The following is a 19,949-nucleotide window of genomic DNA, read 5'->3' on the forward strand; positions in this document are numbered from 1 at the left end:
TGATGCGGCACTCGCCACCCCTGAAGCACCCAGCGCCGCAGCACCTTCCAACCAGGGTGACACAGGATCAACGGATCATCAACCATCGCACCGCAACTCGGAAATCCGCAGGCGACGGCACTATCTCCGTGTCGTGCACAGACCGTTGCCGTCCGTCACTGCGAGGCGCTACCTTTGGAAGAGCGACGATCGAGCGGGGAGGCGAGGTCATCATGGGTGACAAGGTCGAGGTAAATCCGGAACTGGTCCGGCAGGCGGCTGGTAAGACCGCACAGGTACAAGACGGCATCGCCGCAGCGCTGACCACACTGGAAGCAACGCTGAATTCTCTCGGCACACCATGGGGCGATGACCGCTACGGACAACAGTTCGCGGACGGGCAAAGCAACGACGGCTACCGGGCCGCTCGCGCGAACCTGGCCAAGATCACCGCGAATCTCGCGGGCAGCACCGGTCATCACTCCGAGACCCAGACGCGATCCGGGCGCTCGCTGGCAGACCAGGAACAAGCGAATACCGACGACTTCCGCTGACGCGTATGTCCAACGAATACGCGAAAGACGAATTGGCCGCGTTGATCGACGAATTCGATGGTCAGATGCGCGGAATAGCCGATCTGCAGCGTCAGCGCGCCCAACTCACCGCGACCGCTACCGAACTGGGTAAACGTGTGACGATCACCGTCAACGCCGATGGCACCGTCATCGAAACTCGATTCACCGATATCGCGGGACTTTCCGCCGGACAGCTCGCTCGTGCCGTCACCGCCGCAGCCCAAGCGGCCGCCGCCGATGTCGCGCACCAGGGCAGCCTGCTCACCGACCCGCTGCGCCGAATAAGCGGCCGCCTGCCGAAACTTTCCGACCTCATCGAAGGAATGCCCGACCTGGGCGAACGCATCCCGCAACCCCCGCCGGTACCGCTCACCCCGCCGAAGCCGGAACAAGTACCGCCCGAATCGGATGCGATGACCTTCACCGATGTCGAAGAAGTCGACCGTGCCGCCACCGAACACAGAGCCACCGATAAGGGCTGGTGACGGTCGGGCCGCCGAATCACCTACGAGCGCTGGAGTCCAGCGCGGCCCCGGCGCGTTAGACGCTGCGGCCGCGATTGATTTTGTGGCACTGTGGCCATGTGGGTTCGCGATACTGGAAGGTAGCTGCTGGGATCTGTGCTTGGGGCATGGTGCTCGGTGGGTGTGCGCATGATTCGGCGCGCTCGACGCCGGGTGCGCGGACTTCCGGTTCCCCGTCGGCGTCCGGTTCCTCGGCGACGGCGGAAACCTCGCCACCCTCGGCGGTGCCTGTGGCTGATGAGCGGGTGGTGGTGCTGGATCCGGGGCACAACGGTGGCAATGGTGCACATCCCGAGGTGATCAATCGGGCGGTGGCGGATGGCCGGGGGAATGCCAAGCCGTGTAATACCACGGGGACGTCGGCGACCAGCGGGTACTCGGAGCACGAGTTCAATTGGGAGGTCGCGGCGTTAGTGCGCGATGCTCTTGCGGCACGGGGGATTCGGGTGGTGCTGACGCGTCCTGACGATGCGGGTGTCGGGCCATGTATCGACGAACGCGCGGCGATAGGAAACCGCAGTGGCGCGGCGGCAGTCGTCTCGATTCACGCCGACGGCGCCGCTGCGGGTGCGCATGGATTCCACGTCGCCTATTCGTCACCGCCGCTGAACCCGGCGCAGGAGGAACCATCGGTGCGGTTGGCCACAATGTTGCGCGACACGATGGTCGGTTCCGGTTTCACTACCTCGACCTACGTTGGATCCGGCGGGCTGAATCCGCGCGCGGACCTGGCCGGTCTCAACTTCTCGCAGCGGCCGACGGCACTGGTGGAATGCGGCAACATGCGCGATCCGGGCGATGCCGCGCTGCTCGAATCCCCGGAAGGGCGGATCAGATTCGCGGACTCGATTGCCGCCGCGATCGTCGCGTACCTCGGGTAGGTGCCCGCCGGTGCTGCTTCGGATCTGCGGTGATCCTTGTGTTGATGTGAAATGTATTGGTGCACAGGTTATTTCAGTGAAGCGCTGCTGTGGTGATCGCACTGGCGATGCCGCTCGGTGCGGGTGAGTCGAGCCGCCATTGCTGCCAATGCGGCGGAACATCGATGGAACGCGAGGAGTGAATCGACTCAACGCGCCGCCCCGGCGATGTGGCTGACTGATTTGCGGAGGGCGGCCCTGTTCAAGTTAAGTTAACGGCGTTACGCTAACTCTGTTAGATCGAGAGCAGTCGAACAAGGGGAGTTGCTCATGCTCGTCCGGATCGCACACTTGGCCACCCGGCATCCGCGCACCATCCTGCTCGCCGCAGTCCTGCTCGCGGTGTTGTGTGGAGTGTTCGGCGCCGCGGCGACCTCACATATGAAAACGGGCGGGTTCACTTCCGATGACGCCGAGTCGACGCAGGTTTCGCGGCTGATCGCCGACAATTTCGGTGGTGCCGAACCGAACCTCATCCTGTTGGTGAGCGCGGACGCGGGCGCCGACAGTCCCGCCGCGCAGGCTGCCGGTGCGCGGTTGGTCGATACCCTGCGTGCGCGGGTGGACGTGATCGGCGTCCAGTCGTACTGGAGCGTGCCACCGCCGCTGTCCACCGCATTGCGCAGCAAGGACGGCAAAAGCGCGCTGGTGCTCGGTTACATCACCGGGGAAGAGACCGCGGCGCAGCAGGTGGCCGGTGATATCGCGAAGCAGGTCACCGGGACCGCCGACGGCGTCACCGTCGACCAGGGTGGGTTGAGCTCGGTCTACAACGAGGTGAACGAGCAGATCACCCACGATCTCGCGGTCGCCGAAGGCGTGGCGATACCGCTGACATTCATAGTGCTGGTCCTGGTGTTCGGCAGCCTGGTGGCCGCACTCTTGCCGCTGGCCGTCGGCATCTTCGCCATCCTGACCACGCTCGCGATCCTGCGCACGTTGACGGTGTTCACCGATGTGTCCATCTTCGCGCTGAATATGACGACTGCGCTCGGCCTCGCGCTTGCCATCGACTACAGCCTGTTCATCGTCAGCCGCTACCGCGAGGAGCTCGCCAACGGTCTCGATGTCGAGGCGGCGGTGGTGCGAGCGGTGCAGACGGCAGGACGCACGGTGCTCTACTCGGCGCTGACCGTGGCCCTGTCGGTCGCGGCGCTGGGCGTATTCAACCTGTACTTCCTGAAATCGTTTGCCTATGCGGGCGTCGCGGTTGTCGTCGCCGCAGCGGCGGCCTCGATCGTTATCCTGCCCGCCCTCTTGATGGTGCTCGGGCCGAAGGTGAACGCGGCCGATCTGCGAAAGCCATTGGGACGCTTGCTCGGCCGGCCGCCGCGCGCGGAAGTCGCGGTCGAGCAGACGTTCTGGTATCGACTGGTGAGCCGGGTCATGCGCCACGCCGCGCCGGTTGCCATCGCGATCATCGTGCTGCTGTTGGCGATCGGATCCCCGTTCCTGTCCATGAAATTCGGTTACCCGGACGATCGGGTGCTCAATGCCAACGCGGGCGCGACCAGTCGCGACGTCGGCGACGCGCTGCGCAACGACTTCACCGCGAACGCCGCAACCAACACCACCATCGTGCTGGACGGTTATCAGGGCAGCGCCGTGACGCTCGGCGATTACGCTGCCGCACTGTCGAAGGTGGACGGTGTCGCCGGGGTGCTCTCGGGTGTCGGCGCGTATTCCGGCGGGCTGAAGGTATCCGCGGGGCCGCCGCCGATGTCGAACAACACCGGCGCATTCCTCACTGTCGCAACGACAGTCGATCCATTCACGCAGGCGGGCAAGACACAGGTGGCGCAGTTGCGCGCCGTCCCGAGCCCGGGGCCCGCACTGTTCGGTGGCGCCGCAGCGACCAATGTGGACGCCCTCGACGCGCTCAGTGCACGGATCCCGCTGGCGGGCGCGCTGATCGCGCTGGCCACCTTCGTGGTGCTGTTCCTGTTTACCGGCAGCGTCCTGCTGCCATTGAAAGCGCTTGCTCTCAATACACTTTCGCTGACCGCCGCTTTCGGTGCGATGGTGTGGATCTTCCAGGAGGGACACCTCTCGGGCGTGCTCGGTAGTTCCGCGACCGGTTATCTGGTGCCGACGATGCCGATCCTGATGTTCTGCCTGGCCTTCGGTATGTCGATGGACTACGAGGTGTTCCTGCTCTCACGCATCCGCGAGGAGTGGCTGGCCACCGGGCGTACCGCGGCCGACAACACCCGCGCGGTCGCGATCGGTGTGGCACGGACCGGCCGAATCTTCACCGCGGCGGCGGTATTGATGGCCATCGTGATGGCTGCCATGGTTACCTCGAAGGTATCGTTCATTCAGATGCTCGGCCTCGGACTGACTTTGACGGTGCTCACGGACGCGACGCTGATCCGTGGTCTGCTGGCCCCCGCGCTGATGCGGTTGATGGGCACGGCGAACTGGTGGGCGCCGGCGCCGTTGGCCCGTTTGCACGCGAAAATCGGATTGCATGAGGAGTCGGCAGTGCCCGGTGTCGATGAACCCGTCTTGACGGGACGCCCATGAATCTTGCTCGCCGAGAACGCTCGGCCCGTGGGTCCGGCGCGCAACTGCGTGCCGAAATCCTTGCCGCCACCGCGGAATTGCTGGCGCGCACGGGCCGGGTCGACGCGGTCTCCATCCGCGAAATCAGCAAGATGGTCGGGGTCAGTGCGCCTTCGATCTATCGGCATTTCTCGGATAAGGACCAGCTCATCGAGGCTGTGGTCGCGAAGGTTTTCGAAGACCTGGAAGCCGCGATGCGCGCCGCCACCGACGCCACGGTCGCGCCGATGGAGCGGCTCCGCCAAGCCGGTCTCGCCTACGTGCGTTTCGCACTCGAGCATCCCGAGCAGTACCGACTGGCCACCGCCCCCGGTGAGATCGCGGGCGCGGTCGATCAGGTGCTCGGCAGCGGCGCTTTCGTGTATTTCGCCGCGGCGGTGAGTGATTGCATGGCCGCCGGGTTGATCGACGAGGGCGACCCAGTGCCGGTGGTGTTGCAACTGTGGTCGAGCGCGCACGGCATCGCGTCGCTGCTGATCGCGAAACCCTTTCTACCGTGGGGCGACGATCTGGAGGCCGTCGCCGACCGGGTACTGCGCGCGGCGTGCGTGGGGCGGGTCGTCGTCGACAATATTCTCGGCGACGACGCCTCGCCCGAGGACGTCACCCGCTGGGTCGTCGAACAGCGTCAGCGGAAATGATCGCTGCTAATCGGCCGCGGTGATCCGCCCCGATTCGATCGCCGCGAGCAGGGCATTGTGGTCGACGATGGTCTGGTCGGCATAGGCGATGGCGAACTCACCCATGGCCCGGTCGAAGGTTTCCCCGGTGCCGAGGTAGGCAGCGATGGCGACACGGTCACCGGTGCGTGCGTGCGCGCGGGCGAGGGTGAGCCCGCATAACTCGGAGTAGGCGCGCAATTTCGAGCGGCTCATGTTCGCGATGTCGGCCGAGCCCTTCATGTCACGCAGCTGCCGCACATAGAAGGTGCGCTTCTCTGGTCCGGTCGCCCAGCCGAGGAAGATATCGCTCGCGGCCTGGATCAGTCGTTGCCCGTTGACAACTCGATGCCCGTGGTGCCGGAATTTGCTGCGCCGGGTGTGCGATGCCAGCACCGACGCCTCGGCCTCCTTCAGCTGAAGGAAGAGTGGATTGCCATGCTCGCGTCCGGCCAGCAGCACGACGAAACAGCGGGTACCGACGCTGCCGACGCCGACCACCTTGCGCGCGAAATCGACGATGTTGTGGCGTTCCAGCAGGATCCGGCGTTCCTCGGGCAGTGTCCGGCGATAGTCGGCGAACACGTGGTCGAGAGCCACCGTGTCCACCTCTTCGACCGGCATCAGCAGCGGAGGACGGTTGCGGATGCGTGGCGTGCCGTCGGGCCCGGTCTCGGTGAGTTTACCGAGGGCCTGCAGGCTGTTACTCGACCTCGCTTTGGTGAGCGCCTTCTCGACACCCTTGCGCTGCTTGGGTTTACGCGCCAGCGCGGCCACCTGGGCGGCGTCGATCTGCGCATACCAGACGCTGAGCTCATCGAGTCCGGCCAGCCGGTCCATCGACTCGCGATAGGCGCGCGCGGCATCGTGCGTACACTGCTCGGCATCGGTATCGGCGTAGCCATTGGCGCGAGCGGCTACCGCGATGCTGGCGACCAGCCGCTTGACATCCCATTCGAAGGGGCCGGGCAGGGTCTCGTCGAAGTCGTTGACGTCGAATACCAGCGAGCGTTCCGGTGATGCGAACACTCCGAAGTTCGACAGGTGCGCATCGCCGCACAGCTGCACAGTCAATCCGGTATCAGGTGAGTCGGCCAGGTCGGCCGCCATGATCGCGGGCGCACCACGCAGAAAGGGAAACTGTCCCGCCGCCATCCGCGCGTAGCGGATGGGCACGAGTTCGGGCACGCGCGTCGCGGCCTGTCGCTCGAGTATCGAGATCGGGTCGAGGCGGCCGGGGGGAGCGTTCCACACGCCGAGCGCGGAGCGCGGGACCCGTTGTCGCGCCGCCCGGCCCGCATCGGCGGTCGTGGTAGGTAGGAGAGTGGCGGCTGTCATCCCTCCAGTCTTGCGCCACGACACGGTCACCGCAATCATCGGGCAATCATCCGGCGAGCCGCGGGTTGCGGCATATGTCCGGACAATGCATTCAATCTGTCGCCGGTTACCGTGGCCGGGTGATCATGCTCATTATCGGATTGGGCTTCCTGGCGGTTTTCGCGCTGCGTTTCCGCAAGGACCGGCGGCGGCTGGGCAATGGCGTCCTGTTATTGCTTGGCCTGCTGTTCGCCGGAGTGTGGGCGCTCGACTCGAGCGCGACAGGTGAATTGCCGGTGCTGCTGGTCGGATTGCTGCTCGTACTCGCGCCGTTGCTCGTTTTGGTAGTCGCCGGTCTGTTGGTGGCCAACGGTGTGCAGATGATGCGACGCGAGGGATTACGGATCGCGCATCTGCTCTCGGTGGGGCTTGGTCTCGCAGTCCTTGGGCCTTATGTCCTGCTCGTCATTGCCGTTCTCACCGAGCATCCGGTGCTCGTTGTGGCCTGCGCGTCGGTGGTCGCGGTGATCAGCTACATCGGTTTCGTATTCGTGGCCTTTTTGCTGTATTCGCTGTTCTATGGCTGGTTGCCATACAGAGCGGGTATGGACGCGATCGTGGTGCACGGTTCCCGTCTCAGGGGGGATAGGGTATCGCCGTTGTTGGCGAGCAGGCTGGATCGTGCGGTCGAGGTCTATGGTGCCGAGGTCATTGCCGGGCGCAGGCCGCTGCTGATCACCAGCGGCGGTAAGGGTTCCGGCGAAGCGGTCTCGGAAGCCTCGGCCATGGCGGGATACCTGCTCGGCAAGGGTGTGCCCAGTGAGGCGGTGGTGCTGGAAGACCGATCGACAACCACTCGTGAAAACCTCATGTACACCAGGGATCTACTACACCGGCGCGGTTCCGATATGCGGATGGTGTTGGTAACCAGTAATTTTCACATTCTGCGCACGGCGATTCTGGCCCGCCGTCTGGATCTCGACGCGGAGGTGGTCGGCTCGAAAACGGCGCTGTATTACCTGCCCAGCGCGATCCTGCGTGAATTCGCCGCCGTGCTCTTGGCTGGCAAATGGGTCAACATCATTGCCTGCCTTGCGCTTGCGCTACTGCCGGTGTTGGCGGCGTTGGTGTAGCGTGCCGCCCGGACTGTGCTGCGCATCGCAGCCGAGACCGCGACGCCACGGAATTCCCTATCACACGGTTTTGTGTGGCACTCCGATAGTGAGTCCGCCGTCGATAACGAATTCGGCACCCGTGGAGTATGAGGATTCGTCGCTCGCGAGATAGGTCACCAGTGACGAAACCTCCGAAGGTTCGGCGGCGCGCCCCAATGCGATCTGTAGGAAGTCCTCGGGAATTCCCTCGGTCATCGGAGTGCGGATCAGGCCGGGGTGTACGGAATTCACGCGAATTCCATGCTGCGCCAACTCGAGTGCGGTGGACTTGGTGAGGCCGCGGACCGCGAATTTGGTAGCGGTGTAGCCGTGCAGCCCGGGGCTGCCGCGCAGGCCCTCCACCGACGAGATATTGACGACCGAACCGCCGCCCGCCTCGATCATGGCGGGCGTCGCGGCCTGCATGCCGAGGAACGTGCCGGTGAGGTTGATGTCGATGATCCGCTGCCACTCGGACAGTTCGAATTCGGTGAGCAGATTGCCGTTGACGATGCCCGCATTGTTCACCAAGACGTTCAGCGAGCCGAATTTGTCGACTGCCATGGCGACCGCGTCGCGCCATTGCTGCGGCTCGCGCACATCCAGGTGCGTATAGGCGGCGCTATCGCCCAACTCCTCGGCGAGCGTCGCGCCCTCGTCGTCGAGAATGTCACCGAGCACGACGCGAGCATCCTGTGCCACGAATGCCTTAGCATGTGCGGCGCCCATGCCGCGTGCCGCGCCGCTGATCAACGCCACCTTGCCGGTCAACCGCCCCATCACGGCACCTCCGTCTCTCGTCTGTCGCCGAGGCTCGACAACCTGCTGCAACACGTTACAGAAGTATGGGGTGAGCAGACCTGACATGTGGCATCATCTATATAGAACGTGTTCTAGTTCTGGTCCGTGTGTGCCATGTTGCGGGAGGCTTGTGGTGACATACCCGAAGCGCGGTGGCGTGCTGCGACGGCTCGGTCCCCATTCACGGGTTCCTGATATCGCCGAGGTGCCCGGCGGCCGGCTCGTGGACCTGCCGGGCCGGGGTCGCACCTACGTGGTCGACATCGCGGGGCCCGAGGGCGCGCCGACGCTGGTTTTGCTGCACGCGACGGCCTGCACCGGCTACCTGACCTGGTTTCCGGCACTCGACGCATTGGCCGAGCGGTTCCGGGTGATTGTGTTCGATCAGCGCTGGCACGGCCGTGGCATCCGATCGGAGCGATTCTCCGTGGCGGATTGCGCCGATGACGTCGTCGCTGTGCTCGACGCTGTCGGAGTGGATCGTGCTGTCTGTGTGGGATATTCGCTGGGCGGCGTTGTCGGACTGCTTGCCGCGCAACGGCATCCGGATCGGGTGAGCGGGCTGGTGCTGTGTGCCACGCCCTACCGATTTCAGGAAAAGCTGCGCGAGCGAGTCTTCCATCAGACTTTCGGAGCTCTCGCGGATACCCTCGGCCCCTACGCATTCCAGCGTGCCGAGCAATACAGCGAGCGATTGCCGGAGCTGCCGGAGCACACTTGGGCGCCGGGCGGGCTGCCACGCTGGGCGCTGTCGGAATTCCGCAGCACCAGCGGATGGGCGCTCGCGCCGGTGCTCGCCGAGGTCGGGCGATTCGATGCCACGGGTTGGCTCGCCACGCTACCGATGCCGACCGCCGTCGTGATCACCACCCGCGACCGGGCTATACCGGTGTATCGGCAGTTGGAGATGGCGACCATGATTCCCGGGGCGAGTATTCATCTGGTCAAGGCCGGTCACGCGTCCTGCGTGCTCGAGGCCGACCGCTTCGTGCCGGTACTGCTGGAGGGATGCGCCGCGGTGGCCGCCCGGTTGAGCACGGGCCAGGCTGCGGCGGGGGAGTGAATTCGCGCCGGTTGACCGGGCGCGCCACTGTTCGGCGGCGATGGCGAACAGGGCGGTGTGATCAGCCCAGTGTGCGTGCCGCAGTGAGCAATTCGTCGACCACGCCGGGAATGGCGTCGGCGAGGTCCGCGATATCGGGCACCAGCTCCTTGCAGGCGATGAAACCGAAGTCCAGGTCGTTGTTATTGGACAACACCGTTATCGTGAGCCCGGCGCCATGGAAGACCGGGCCGAACGGATACATGCCATCGACTCGGACGCCGAGGAAATACAGCGGCATCGGCGGGCCGGGCACATTCGAGACCACCAGGTTGTGCACCACCGGATGTCGCTCGGCCAGCTTCAGCGACGAGTAGGCGCGAGCGGCCAGTCGAAAGGTGTTCGGCGGCGCGTACTTCGACCAGTCCTGCAAGAAGTCGGCACCAATGAGCTGGTACTCCTCCTTGGCGCTACGGTTGAACTCGGCAACCTGCCGCAGCCGTTGCGCCGGATCGGCGATATCGGTGCCCAAGCGGGAGAACAGCGTCGAGACCTTGTTGATGCCCGCGGTGTGTCTGCTGTCATCGTGTGTCGAGACCGGCACCGAGGCGATCAGCGAACGCTCCGGCAAATCGTGGTGGGCATCCAGATAGTCGCGCAATACTCCCGCGACGATGGCCAGCACGACATCGTTGACCTTCACGCCGAAGGCGGCCTTTATCTCCTTGATCGCATCGAGGCTCGTTTCGGTGAACGCGACCGCCCTGTGCGGGGTGATGGCCCTGTTGAACGGGGTTCGCGGTGCGGTCAGCGGAATGGCCATTCCCGCCCTGTTTTCTCGGCGCCGCCGCACGAAACCGGCCACCATGCCAAGAGTCTTGGGCACCATACCGACCAGGCCCGCCTTGCCGGGGAACTTGATCAGCGCTTCGGCCGCGAGCTTCCAGTCGTTGGGCTCGGCCTCGGGGTGCCATTGCTCGATGGGCTCCGGTCGGGTCGCGCCCGGCTCCAGGTCGCACAGGTGCATCATCATGTCGGTTCCGGTGATGCCGTCCACGGCCGCGTGGTGATACTTGCAGATCACCGCGATCTTGCCGTTGTCGAGGTCGTCCACCACGTTCAGCTGCCAAAGTGGGCGGTCGCGGTCCATCGGTCTGCTCGCGATATCGCCGACCAGTTCGGCCAGCTGCGCCCGGCCACCCGGCTTCGGTATGCCGATGCGCCGGATGTGGTAGTCCAGGTCGAAATCCGGGTCCTCCACCCAGACCGGGTGGTCGAGATTGAAAGGCACCTCATGCACGCGCCGCCGCATCTGCGGGATCAGCGGCACTCGCCTGCCCAGCTCCGCTTTGAAAGTTTCGAATGAGTAGTGCACGCCCCCCGCGGTGGGGTCGAGAATCAGCAGTGCGCACACGTGCAGGTGCTGGGTCCCCGTCTCGAGGTATAGGAAGCTGGCATCCAATCCGGTAAGTCGTTCCATAGCTGAACGCTACTAGAACAAGTTCTAGTTTTCCGCCTAACCGGCGAGGAAATGTGTGTGTTACCTGAAGTTCTATTAATGTGTATGATCTTTACTACGGGCACGCAGGAAAGGTGCGCAACGACGCGGTCGTGACCACGCGGACGAGTGAGGATCGGGAGTATCGATGAAGCTACTTCGCACGGGCGCCCGGCGCCCGGATGTGGACCCGGGCGAGGTCGCGCTCAACGCCCGCAACGTGCAATTCGACTGGACCGATACACCCCTGCGCTGGATGCCCACCGAACCGGTCGCCTCGCATCTGATCAATGCGCTGAATCTGCTGTTGCCCGAAGGTGAGCGCATGTTCTGCGCCGCCTACTCCGAAGCGCTTCCGTTCGTGCGGGACGAGAAGCTGCGCGAGGCCATGCTCGGTTTCATCGGCCAGGAGTCGATGCATGCGCAAACGCACGACAAAGTGCTATACGAGGTGCTCGCCGTCAATGGGATAGACCCGGGGCGATACGTGGCTCAGGCCGAATTCGTGTTTCGTAAGACGCTGGGCCCCAAGGAAATCGATGGGCGAGCGCAGCGACAGATGATGGTGGAACGGCTGGCTGTCATCGCGTGCCTCGAGCACTTTTTCGCCTTCCTCGGCGACTGGGTGCTCAACGCCGATCTGGAGAAGTTCGGTGCCGATCCGCGCGTAGCCGACCTGTTCCGCTGGCACGGTGCCGAGGAGGTCGAACACCGGCATGTCGCCCACGATGTGGCCGTCTATTTCGATGCCGGCTATGTGCGGCGGGCGGCGCTGATGACAATCGTGTTCCCGATCTTCATCACGCTGGTGGTGCGTGGCACCAAATACCTGGTCCACGAGGATCCGGCACTGCCGAACCTCGGCTACCCGCGACTGATCAAGCGGGTCTTCGGATCGATGTGGCGTGGTGCGCTGCCAGGGGTTCCGTCGCTGCTGTGGAGTGCGCTCTCGACCTTCAAGCCCGGCTACAACCCGGAATCGGTCGGATCCACCGCGCAGGCTGTCGCGTATCTGGCGACGTCTCCGGCTGCCAGGGCGGTCGCCTCGTGATGAGGCTGATCCCTGACCGGCCACCGGCGGACCTGTTCGGCAAGCGTAATCAGGATCGGGCGGTCCGATTGATCGACGTGGTCGCCACCGCGCGACTGCGCTGGAGCACGCTGATCAACCGCCGCGACCTCGCCCCGAAGGCCGATGACCACCGGCTGGTGCTGATGGTGACCGGTCGCCGGATCGAAGCGCACGACACCGACGTGATCAGCCTGCGGCTGGAAGCGTCGGACGGTCGCGAACTGCCGCGCTGGCGTCCCGGCGCGCATCTGGACCTGGAGCTGCCCTCTGGACGGTTACGGCAGTACTCACTGTGCGGCGACCCCGCCGACGCGCGAGCCTATCGGGTCGCGGTGCGCCGCATTCCGAACGGTGGCGGCGGGTCGGTGGAGGTGCATGACGAAGTCGGGGTAGGTACGCCCATCGTGGTGCGCGGCCCGCGTAACGCCTTTCCGTTCGCGGTGCCCGGATATGGATCACCGGCCACCCGTTTGCATTTCGTCGCGGGCGGCATCGGTGTCACACCTATCCTGCCGATGGCGCGGCTTGCCATGCGGCTCGGTCTGGACTGGTCGATGGTGTATACCGGCCGCAGCCGCGACACCATTCCCTTCCTCGACGAAATCGAGGGATTCGGCGATCGGGTCACGGTCCGCACTGATGACGAACATGGGATGCCCAGCGCCGCAACGTATTTGGCTGATGTCGATGCCGGCACCGCCGTGTACTGCTGCGGGCCGGTGCCGATGACAACGGCCATCGCCGACGCGGTCCGCCCGATGCCTGGGGTGGAATTGCATTCCGAACGCTTCTCGCCGCCGATCGTGAACGGCGAGCCATTCGAGCTCGAATTCGCCTCTACCGGTGAGGTCGTCGAGGTAGCCGCCGACCGCTCCGCGCTCGATACGATCCTGCGGAGCCGTCCGGATCGTCCGTACTCGTGCCGCCAGGGCTTCTGTCGCACCTGCAAGGTCCGGGTGCTGTCGGGCGCACCCGACCATCGCGAGAGCGTGCTCACCGCCGCCGACCACGAGGCTGGTGACATGCTCGTATGCGTAGTATCACGGTCACAGGGCGGGCGATTGGTACTCGATCTATGAACAGTCGGACTCTTCCATCCTTCGCCGTGCGCGCGAACCAGGGGAACAAGGAGGCACGTCAATGACGACGACCGGAGCCGGACCGGCAGTCACCGAACGGATCGTTCGCAACGGCGAATTCGACATCGCCGTATACGAATACGGCGATCCCGGCGCGGAAACGATTGTGCTGGTCCATGGTTGGCCCGATACCCACCACCTGTGGGATGCCGTAGTGCCGTTACTGGCCGAACGCTTCCACGTGGTCGCCTACGACACCCGCGGCCACGGCCGGTCCACGCGCACCCAGCGCACCCAGGACTACCGGCTGGACGCGCTCGCGACCGACTTCTTCGCCGTCGCCGACGCGGTGAGTCCTGACCGGCCCGTGCATGTGCTCGCGCACGATTGGGGTTCGGTGCAGGTGTGGGAGGCGGTATGCGAGCCGCGGGCCGCCACCAGGGTCGCGTCCTTCACCTCGATCTCCGGGCCGAACCTCGATCACATGGGTAAGTGGATGCGCGAGCGGCTGTCACGGCCGACGCCGCGCAATGTCTGGCAGCCCTTCAGCCAGCTGTTGTCCTCGGCGTACACGTTCTTCTTCATGACACCGGGACTGCCGAGGGCGACCTTCGAACGGCTCGGCACCGAGCAGCGGTGGCAGCGGGTGGTCTCGATCATGAACGAAACGGCGCCCGAGAACGTCACGCTCGGGCCGACCTTCCGCAAGGACATGGTCGACGGCCTGCACATCTACCGCGCAAACATTGTGCGGCGCATGCTTTCTCCGCGCGAGCGGCACACCGATGTGCCTGTGCAACTGATCGTCGCGGGTCGCGACGTCGCCGTCCGGCCCGCGGGTTACGACGACGAACGCAAATGGACCTCACGGCTGTGGCGGCGCGATGTCGCGGCCGGACACTGGATGCCGTTCTCGCATCCGGAATTGCTGGCCACCGCGACCACCGAGCTCATCGACACCCTTGCCGGCGGTTCGGTGCCGCGCGGGCTGCGCCGTGCCGAGGTCGGCCGGACCAAGCGGCAGTTCGAAGACCAGCTGGTGGTCATTACCGGCGGTGGCAGCGGCATCGGTCGCGAGACCGCCCTGTCGTTCGCCAGGCTCGGCGCCGAGATCGTGCTGTCGGATATCAACCTGGTGGCGGCCGAGGAAACCGCGGAACTGATCGCCGCCGAAAACGGTGTGGGGCATGCCTATCGGCTCGACGTATCGAACGAATCGGACGTCACCGCGCACACCCAGGAAGTACTCGACAAGCACGGCGTGCCCGATATTCTGATCAACAATGCCGGAATCGGCCAGGCCGGTGGCTTTTTCGATACCCCGTCGGCCGAATTCGACCGGGTCATGCGAGTCAATCTCGGCGGTGTCGTCAACGGCTGCCGCGCGTTCGGCTCCGCGATGGCCGAGCGCGGGCTCGGTGGCCATATCGTCAACCTGTCCAGCATGGCCGCCTACAGCCCGCAGCAAGGCTTCAGCGCGTACTCCACCAGTAAGTCGGCGGTGTTCATGTTCTCCGACTGCCTGCGCGCCGAACTGTCCGCGCGCAATATCTCGGTGCACACCATCTGCCCGGGCATCGTGCACACCAATATCGTTGCGACAACCACCTTCTCGGGTGTCAGCGCCGAAGAGGAGAAGGCCAAGCAGGAGCGCTACGACAAGCTCTACCGGGCGCGGCGTTACGGGCCGGAGAAGGTCGCCGCGCAGATCGTGCGCGCCGTCGTACGTGACCGCAGCATCGTTCCGGTCACTCCGGAGGCCAGGCTGCAATACCAGTTCAACAAATTCGCGCCCGCGGTCGTCCGGTTCGTCGCGGCGCGGGTGAAACTGACCTGATCGCGCCGGTCAATTGTCGGTGGAAGACTGTGGCGCCCGGCCGAGTTCGGTTTCGATAGCCGCGACTCGCCGGGCGTCGATGCCCCATGGGTGCTCGACGCCGACGACGGTATCGATATCCCACAGCACACAGACCTCATCGGGTTCCGCGCAGGTCGCCCTCGACGACCACATCATCGCGTTGACGGTCGGCCGTCTGTCGCGGCCTGACGCCGCCGACCTAATCGTCGCCCGCGACCGCCCTGACGTCGACACGATTCGCGCGCAGGTCGCCGCACATGAGAAGCGGCTCGAAGCGCTCGCCGTCGAGTTCGCAGATGGTGACCTCACTGCGTCCCAGCTGCGGGCGGCAACCGAGCGGCTCAAGGCGAAGATCACCGAGGCCGACGCGCTGATCATCGACGCGACCCGACACCCGGTGTTCAAGGGCGTAGTCGGTGCCGACGACGTCGAGGCGACATTCCTCGGTATCGATGACGACCGATAGCGCGCGATCGTGTCAACCTTGATGGAAGATCACCATTCACCCCGGACCGAAGGGGCGAGGTTTCCATACGGACGGAATCGTGATCGACTGGCGCGAGTAGTCGCCGAACTACCCTGCGGTTGCTGAATTTTCGCGGGTGGACTCCCGGCGAAACGGCATCGAATGTATGTTCGATAGAACGAAGGGTTTCGGCCAACCGCACCAGGGGTATGCGTGATGCTCGGTTCCAAGGAGATCGCTCATTCGCTAACCCTTTGTGCTCCTGACGAGTTCGAGCAACCTCGGGTTCACCATCGCCGAGGCGCGAGCGCAACTGGACAGGCGCGCTGTGTGGAATGTCTCCGAAATGCTGGTGCTCGTCTCCGTCCGGGGTGGACACTGCGCCCCCTGGGCTGAGTTGGTGATCATCAATCGCCGTGTGCGTCGGCGTCGTTACTCCATCCTGGATGGGACATGACCGAGTTCGCGTTACCGCCCTGCGGCTTGCATCACGAGGTCGCGATAAGGCAACTCCACTGTCGGGCACGCGCTCAGCCCGAGTTCGGCCTCGACCTGTTCCAGCGTGACGGTGGCGGCCTCAATGTCCGCAGACATCACCTCGACCTCGATGAAAACCCCGGCGCCGGTGACAGTGTCGATGCTGACGACGTGGTTCGAGTCCGGCCGCCGGTAGGTGACGCGAGACTTCTCGACGCGCGCCAGCTCGATCATGCCGATCGCGTCGAGCAGCTGCTGAGCGGCGGATGCCTGATCGTCAGCGATCGCGATGTTGGTCTCCGGCTTGCTGATCACGCCCGAGCCGCTGTGCGTCGACGTGGTCGACGGCGGCTTGTAGGTGATCTCCGCTCGCCCGCTGGACTCCCGGACTCGCAGACATTCCACGGTCTCCATGTAGTCGATGTCGGGGCGGCTGTAGTAGGTGTCGACCTCGACCGCCGCGGCATCGGCGTGGTAGCCGAGTTCGCGTAGCTGCTCGGCTACCGGCTCGGCGTCGCCCAATTGGCGCTTCCGTTCGACCTCGATAAGTTGTTGCATGGTCATCCTCTCGAATGGATCGCTGCGTGCACCCGAGCCAAACTCGTTTTGCTGCACAGTGTTTGGATCGCGCTCAGCCCGCGCATGAGCGTTTCAGTGTCCCGTAGCGGGACGTTCTGGAACAGCATGAGCTGTTTTCCATCCGGCAGCGGATTCGACAATCGCTTGGTGAGGAAGCGATTGTAGTAGTGCCTTGGCGACGTCAGGATGTCGTCGCCCGCAACGGGTATCAGCACTGTGTCGCATCGCGCCTCGACCGAGTGCGTCGCGACCGTGGCGAGTAGTTCGTCGGCGGTCATGTAGGCGTAAGTCTCTCGGCCCTCACGAGCAAGCCACGCCTCCCACGTGGCCAGGCAATCGGTTTCGCCCTGCTCGGCGGCGGCGAGGAACGCCTTCAGGGCGAGGTCGGTGGCCTCGTCGAAGATGTCCCCGTCGACGGCGAAGTGGTCGGCGTAGGGTTCGCTGACCGCGCGCAGCATCGCCTTCTGCGTGTCCGAGAGCCAGTCGGTTTCGGTGAACGCGAAGTGCACGCGCTTGTGCCCGGCGGCGAAGTCGAGCCAGTCAGCGGCGAACTGCCCGTCGAGGACGGGACGAAATCCGAGGACCCCGGATCTCCATACGTGGTCGCGCAGGGTGATGTAGTGACGCTGCACCTCGCGGAATAACCCCACCGGCGCAGTGATCACTGCGCACGTACGGATGTCGAGCTCGCCCACAGGGACGATGCGGGAGTTCTGGTCGGCGACCAACTCGTCGTCGAGGTGGTGGTATGGGTGCGTGCCGTGGTCGAGGTACTGGCGGGCGAACATCCGCAGGAACAGCAGCCAGGACTGCGACCCGTAGGACTGCACAACCCGCTCATGCAGGGATGGGGCGTCGACAGCGTAGATGTCGCGGTAGGCGAAAAAACCTCCGGGGCGCAATACTGTCGGTAGGGTGCGCATCATCGCGCGCAGTCCGCCGTATCCGCCGCCGTAGGAATACACCTCGTGCATCAGGGCGGAGGCGCTGATCACGTCGACCGGCTCGGAAAGCAAGCTTCCGATGTCCTGCGCTAGTCCATGTGTGAGCACACAGCTACCAGCTCCCCCGAATTCGTCGATCGCGCGCAGCAGGGATTGCGACACCACTCCGGGCGCCTCGATCAAGGTGAGGTCAACCGTGGTGGTGTTCGACTCGCGCAGCTGCGCGGCGAGGTGCTCCACTGCTGACCCACCGCCAGGCCCGATCTCGACCATGCGGGGGCGAGCATGCTTAACCCGCCCGAGGGCGCGCACCGCCAGAAGCCCCTTTTCGGCGCCGTGGTCGTTCGTCGCCAAGTCGAGGTACGCAGCGCTCGTCTTCTGTTCTTGCGGAAAGGTTTTCATGGGCTGCCCTCCGGTTCCCCTGCCCACTTGTCGAATAGTTAGCGGGCGCGCGTGAGTGTGCCGTCAGCGGCGACCACCGTGCGGACCCCGGCGATGGCGCGGAGCGCCACCCCGAAGTGCTCCAGCAACGGCGCGAGGATCGCGGCTGCGTCGTTCGTGACCGCGGTGTGCACGATTTGCGTCGTCGGCATGTAGGTGTTCTCGGTGATGGTCAGCAGCCCGGCCAGCTCGTAGCCGTGACGGTGTGCGAGATCTCGGATCATCTGCTCATTCAGTGCGCGATCGCCGCCGCACGAGGTGTTGATCAGGCCGATAGCTTTAGACATTGGTCTCTCCACAGTCGTCGATCACACGGACACCGATCCACGGGCACGGTCCGGTCAAGTTCTGAATGTTGCCGTCGGTCACGTCCCGGCCTCCGATCCGTACGCTAGGGCGCCGAGGAACTGGGTACATCCGCCGTGCCCGGCGTGCGCGGACAGTAGGTAGCGGGCGTGCTCGGCGCTCTCGACCTCGGGTGCAGTGGTGCAGTGGGCGCCGCGAATAACCCAGCGCGTCAACACGTCCCGTGTGATTACCGCGCTCACCGGGCGGCCTCGACGTTTAGCCGCCGTAGTCCCGCGGCGACACGTTCCATCGTTTCGAGGTCGATGTCGGTGTCGGTGTCGGTGTAGAGCACCGTGCGGTCGTCCGCACTGATCTCGCCATCGGTCACGGCCTGGTCGAGCGTGGTGTCGGGCATGTCCATCACCGGCCTCTACCGGCGACCGAGCCGCCGCGCGGCGTCCCATGCCCGGCGTCGACGACCGTCCAGAACGCCTCGCGTTTGCGCGCGCACTGGTCGGTATCGCAATCGATAAGCAGTTGCATTTCGCGGTGCGCCCGCTCGGGGGTGAACGGGATCGCCGGCGCCGGGTGGCACTCATCCACGACGCGCCGCACGATTTCTTTCGCCGGAATCTGTTCCGGTATGAGCACTTCTCGGCGCAAGAGGCGCGGAATGCCGCACCAGCAGAAACACAGCAGTGCGAGCACTGCGATTACGACGACTAGCTCGGGCACCGTACCCCCTGGCGTTTGTGTGGCGGCACCCGACGCCGGGAGTACATCCCCGCTAGCCCGTCTGTCGGCCAGCGGTTGAGCCGTTCGGCACATCCCGGCGCCGGGTAGGTGAACTATGACACATGCATTTGCAAGTGTCATAGGACAGTTGGCAGAAGGGTAAAAGTTTCGACGAAGTCTCGACATAGCTAAAAAATTATCGGATATTCCTGTCGGAACGCCCAATGTTCCGACGGATACACCGCCTCGTCGAACTGGAGCGGCCGATCGTCAGAGTCATAGGCCGTCAGCCAGTAGACCAACGCGGATGCGTGTTCGGACAGTCCAAGTGCCTGACGTTCCGCCGCGCTCGCGTCGCGGGCACATACTTGGTCGCGGGCGTACGCCGATCGGATGCCGAGTACTCCAGCCAGATACCGAACGGTCCCACCGCGCAAGCGCTCCGGCTCCAATAGTCGCGGTGCTACGTCGGCCAGTGAGGCGGCAAACCACGACGTCGACAGCTCGACCGGCCTGTCGCCTTCGATCACCCGCTGGCGCTGGATAACTGCGGAACCCGAGGGAAGATCGAGTGCTGCCGCGACATACTCGGGCGCGTCGACGATGCCGACGAACGGGAACCGCACCGACTCCGAGTCGGAATACATCGTGCCTAGCGCGGCTGCACGCTCGAACCGCTCCCGCGCTCGAGGCGCAGCTTGGGGCGCACGCACGTACGTGCCGCTTCCGCGCCGCGATTCGACAAGTCCTTGCTGCCGCAGTGCATCGAGCGCCTTGCTGGCTGTCGGCCGGGCGACATGCCACTCCGCGGCAAGCTCGCGAACCGATGGGACCTCGCCACCAGGACGAAGGTCGCCGCGCACGATCTGATCTCGGAGATACCCCGCGATCTGTAGATACTTCGGCAGTACCTCTTCGATTTCGGGCAACTGTTCCTCCGGGTGTCCTATGCCACTGGACAGAGTACTCTCAGCTA

Annotated in this window: 22 protein-coding genes; 11 read left to right on the forward strand and 11 right to left on the reverse strand. The window is 64.7% G+C overall.

Going from position 1 to position 19,949, the window contains the following annotated elements; all coding sequences use genetic code 11:
* Positions 1-212: 212 nt before the first annotated feature.
* From LKE06_RS28545 to LKE06_RS28565, 5 genes are all read left to right on the forward strand, one after another.
* Positions 213-533 (forward strand): hypothetical protein, encoded by a 321-nt coding sequence (locus tag LKE06_RS28545; protein ID WP_228002432.1) that lies wholly within the window; start codon positions 213-215, stop codon positions 531-533.
* A gap of 5 nt (positions 534-538) precedes the next feature.
* The gene (locus LKE06_RS28550; protein WP_228002433.1) at positions 539-1,039 is read left to right on the forward strand and encodes a YbaB/EbfC family nucleoid-associated protein; all 501 of its coding nucleotides are present in this window, start codon (positions 539-541) and stop codon (positions 1,037-1,039) included.
* Between the two features lie 269 nt (positions 1,040-1,308).
* Positions 1,309-1,959: an N-acetylmuramoyl-L-alanine amidase gene (locus LKE06_RS28555; protein ID WP_228002434.1), complete on the forward strand. Its 651-nt coding sequence runs from the start codon at positions 1,309-1,311 to the stop codon at positions 1,957-1,959.
* Positions 1,960-2,268: 309 nt separating this feature from the next.
* Positions 2,269-4,524: an MMPL family transporter gene (locus LKE06_RS28560; protein WP_228002435.1), complete on the forward strand. Its 2,256-nt coding sequence runs from the start codon at positions 2,269-2,271 to the stop codon at positions 4,522-4,524.
* The gene (locus LKE06_RS28565; protein WP_228002436.1) at positions 4,521-5,204 is read left to right on the forward strand and encodes a TetR/AcrR family transcriptional regulator; all 684 of its coding nucleotides are present in this window, start codon (positions 4,521-4,523) and stop codon (positions 5,202-5,204) included. Before LKE06_RS28560 ends, LKE06_RS28565 begins: the two co-directional genes overlap by 4 nt.
* Before the next feature lie 6 nt (positions 5,205-5,210).
* Here LKE06_RS28565 and LKE06_RS28570 read toward each other — a convergent pair whose 3' ends face one another.
* Positions 5,211-6,560 (reverse strand): DUF2252 domain-containing protein, encoded by a 1,350-nt coding sequence (locus LKE06_RS28570; protein WP_228002437.1) that lies wholly within the window; start codon positions 6,558-6,560, stop codon positions 5,211-5,213.
* Between the two features lie 125 nt (positions 6,561-6,685).
* On the opposite strand from LKE06_RS28570, the gene LKE06_RS28575 reads away from it, so the two are divergent.
* Entirely contained in the window at positions 6,686-7,672 is a 987-nt protein-coding gene (locus LKE06_RS28575; protein ID WP_228002602.1) for a YdcF family protein, read from the forward strand.
* A gap of 60 nt (positions 7,673-7,732) precedes the next feature.
* On the opposite strand, the gene LKE06_RS28580 is transcribed toward LKE06_RS28575, so the two are convergent.
* Positions 7,733-8,473: a glucose 1-dehydrogenase gene (locus tag LKE06_RS28580; RefSeq protein ID WP_228002438.1), complete on the reverse strand. Its 741-nt coding sequence runs from the start codon at positions 8,471-8,473 to the stop codon at positions 7,733-7,735.
* 154 nt (positions 8,474-8,627) lie between these two features.
* On the opposite strand from LKE06_RS28580, the gene LKE06_RS28585 reads away from it, so the two are divergent.
* Positions 8,628-9,557: an alpha/beta fold hydrolase gene (locus LKE06_RS28585; RefSeq protein ID WP_228002439.1), complete on the forward strand. Its 930-nt coding sequence runs from the start codon at positions 8,628-8,630 to the stop codon at positions 9,555-9,557.
* A gap of 61 nt (positions 9,558-9,618) precedes the next feature.
* Here LKE06_RS28585 and LKE06_RS28590 read toward each other — a convergent pair whose 3' ends face one another.
* Entirely contained in the window at positions 9,619-11,016 is a 1,398-nt protein-coding gene (locus LKE06_RS28590) for a WS/DGAT/MGAT family O-acyltransferase (protein ID WP_228002440.1), read from the reverse strand.
* Positions 11,017-11,182: 166 nt separating this feature from the next.
* Between LKE06_RS28590 and LKE06_RS28595 the strand changes: the two genes are divergently transcribed.
* From LKE06_RS28595 to LKE06_RS28605, 3 genes are all read left to right on the forward strand, one after another.
* Positions 11,183-12,085, forward strand: coding sequence for a metal-dependent hydrolase (locus LKE06_RS28595; RefSeq protein ID WP_228002441.1), 903 nt, complete (start codon positions 11,183-11,185; stop codon positions 12,083-12,085).
* Positions 12,085-13,185 carry a PDR/VanB family oxidoreductase gene (locus tag LKE06_RS28600; protein WP_228002442.1) on the forward strand — a complete coding sequence of 367 codons (1,101 nt, stop codon included), beginning with the start codon at positions 12,085-12,087 and terminating at the stop codon, positions 13,183-13,185. The genes LKE06_RS28595 and LKE06_RS28600 overlap by 1 nt, the downstream gene beginning before the upstream one ends.
* Positions 13,186-13,246: 61 nt before the next feature.
* Positions 13,247-15,022: an SDR family oxidoreductase gene (locus LKE06_RS28605; RefSeq protein ID WP_228002443.1), complete on the forward strand. Its 1,776-nt coding sequence runs from the start codon at positions 13,247-13,249 to the stop codon at positions 15,020-15,022.
* Between the two features lie 9 nt (positions 15,023-15,031).
* On the opposite strand, the gene LKE06_RS28610 is transcribed toward LKE06_RS28605, so the two are convergent.
* Entirely contained in the window at positions 15,032-15,199 is a 168-nt protein-coding gene (locus tag LKE06_RS28610; protein WP_228002610.1) for a hypothetical protein, read from the reverse strand.
* A 4-nt stretch (positions 15,200-15,203) separates the two neighbouring features.
* Between LKE06_RS28610 and LKE06_RS28615 the strand changes: the two genes are divergently transcribed.
* The gene (locus LKE06_RS28615; RefSeq protein ID WP_228002444.1) at positions 15,204-15,509 is read left to right on the forward strand and encodes a hypothetical protein; all 306 of its coding nucleotides are present in this window, start codon (positions 15,204-15,206) and stop codon (positions 15,507-15,509) included.
* 468 nt (positions 15,510-15,977) lie between these two features.
* On the opposite strand, the gene cyaB is transcribed toward LKE06_RS28615, so the two are convergent.
* The 7 genes from cyaB to LKE06_RS28650 all read right to left on the reverse strand — a co-directional run bounded on the left by cyaB (position 15,978) and on the right by LKE06_RS28650 (position 19,902).
* Positions 15,978-16,550, reverse strand: a complete 573-nt coding sequence (gene cyaB / locus LKE06_RS28620) for a class IV adenylate cyclase (RefSeq protein WP_228002445.1) — start codon at positions 16,548-16,550, stop codon at positions 15,978-15,980.
* Positions 16,547-17,911 (reverse strand): class I SAM-dependent methyltransferase, encoded by a 1,365-nt coding sequence (locus LKE06_RS28625; RefSeq protein WP_228002446.1) that lies wholly within the window; start codon positions 17,909-17,911, stop codon positions 16,547-16,549. Before LKE06_RS28625 ends, cyaB begins: the two co-directional genes overlap by 4 nt.
* Before the next feature lie 38 nt (positions 17,912-17,949).
* Positions 17,950-18,237, reverse strand: a complete 288-nt coding sequence (locus LKE06_RS28630; RefSeq protein ID WP_228002447.1) for a hypothetical protein — start codon at positions 18,235-18,237, stop codon at positions 17,950-17,952.
* Positions 18,238-18,315: 78 nt separating this feature from the next.
* Positions 18,316-18,498, reverse strand: coding sequence for a hypothetical protein (locus LKE06_RS28635; protein ID WP_228002448.1), 183 nt, complete (start codon positions 18,496-18,498; stop codon positions 18,316-18,318).
* Entirely contained in the window at positions 18,495-18,653 is a 159-nt protein-coding gene (locus LKE06_RS28640; RefSeq protein WP_228002449.1) for a hypothetical protein, read from the reverse strand. Before LKE06_RS28640 ends, LKE06_RS28635 begins: the two co-directional genes overlap by 4 nt.
* 5 nt (positions 18,654-18,658) lie before the next feature.
* Positions 18,659-18,946: a hypothetical protein gene (locus LKE06_RS28645; RefSeq protein WP_228002450.1), complete on the reverse strand. Its 288-nt coding sequence runs from the start codon at positions 18,944-18,946 to the stop codon at positions 18,659-18,661.
* 215 nt (positions 18,947-19,161) lie between these two features.
* A complete protein-coding gene (locus tag LKE06_RS28650) occupies positions 19,162-19,902 on the reverse strand; it encodes a GntR family transcriptional regulator (protein WP_228002451.1) in 741 nt (246 codons plus the stop codon).
* Positions 19,903-19,949: the final 47 nt, after the last annotated feature.

The sequence above is a fragment of the Nocardia australiensis genome (genome assembly GCF_020733705.1).
In the GTDB taxonomy this organism is placed as follows: Bacteria; Actinomycetota; Actinomycetes; order Mycobacteriales; family Mycobacteriaceae; genus Nocardia; species Nocardia australiensis.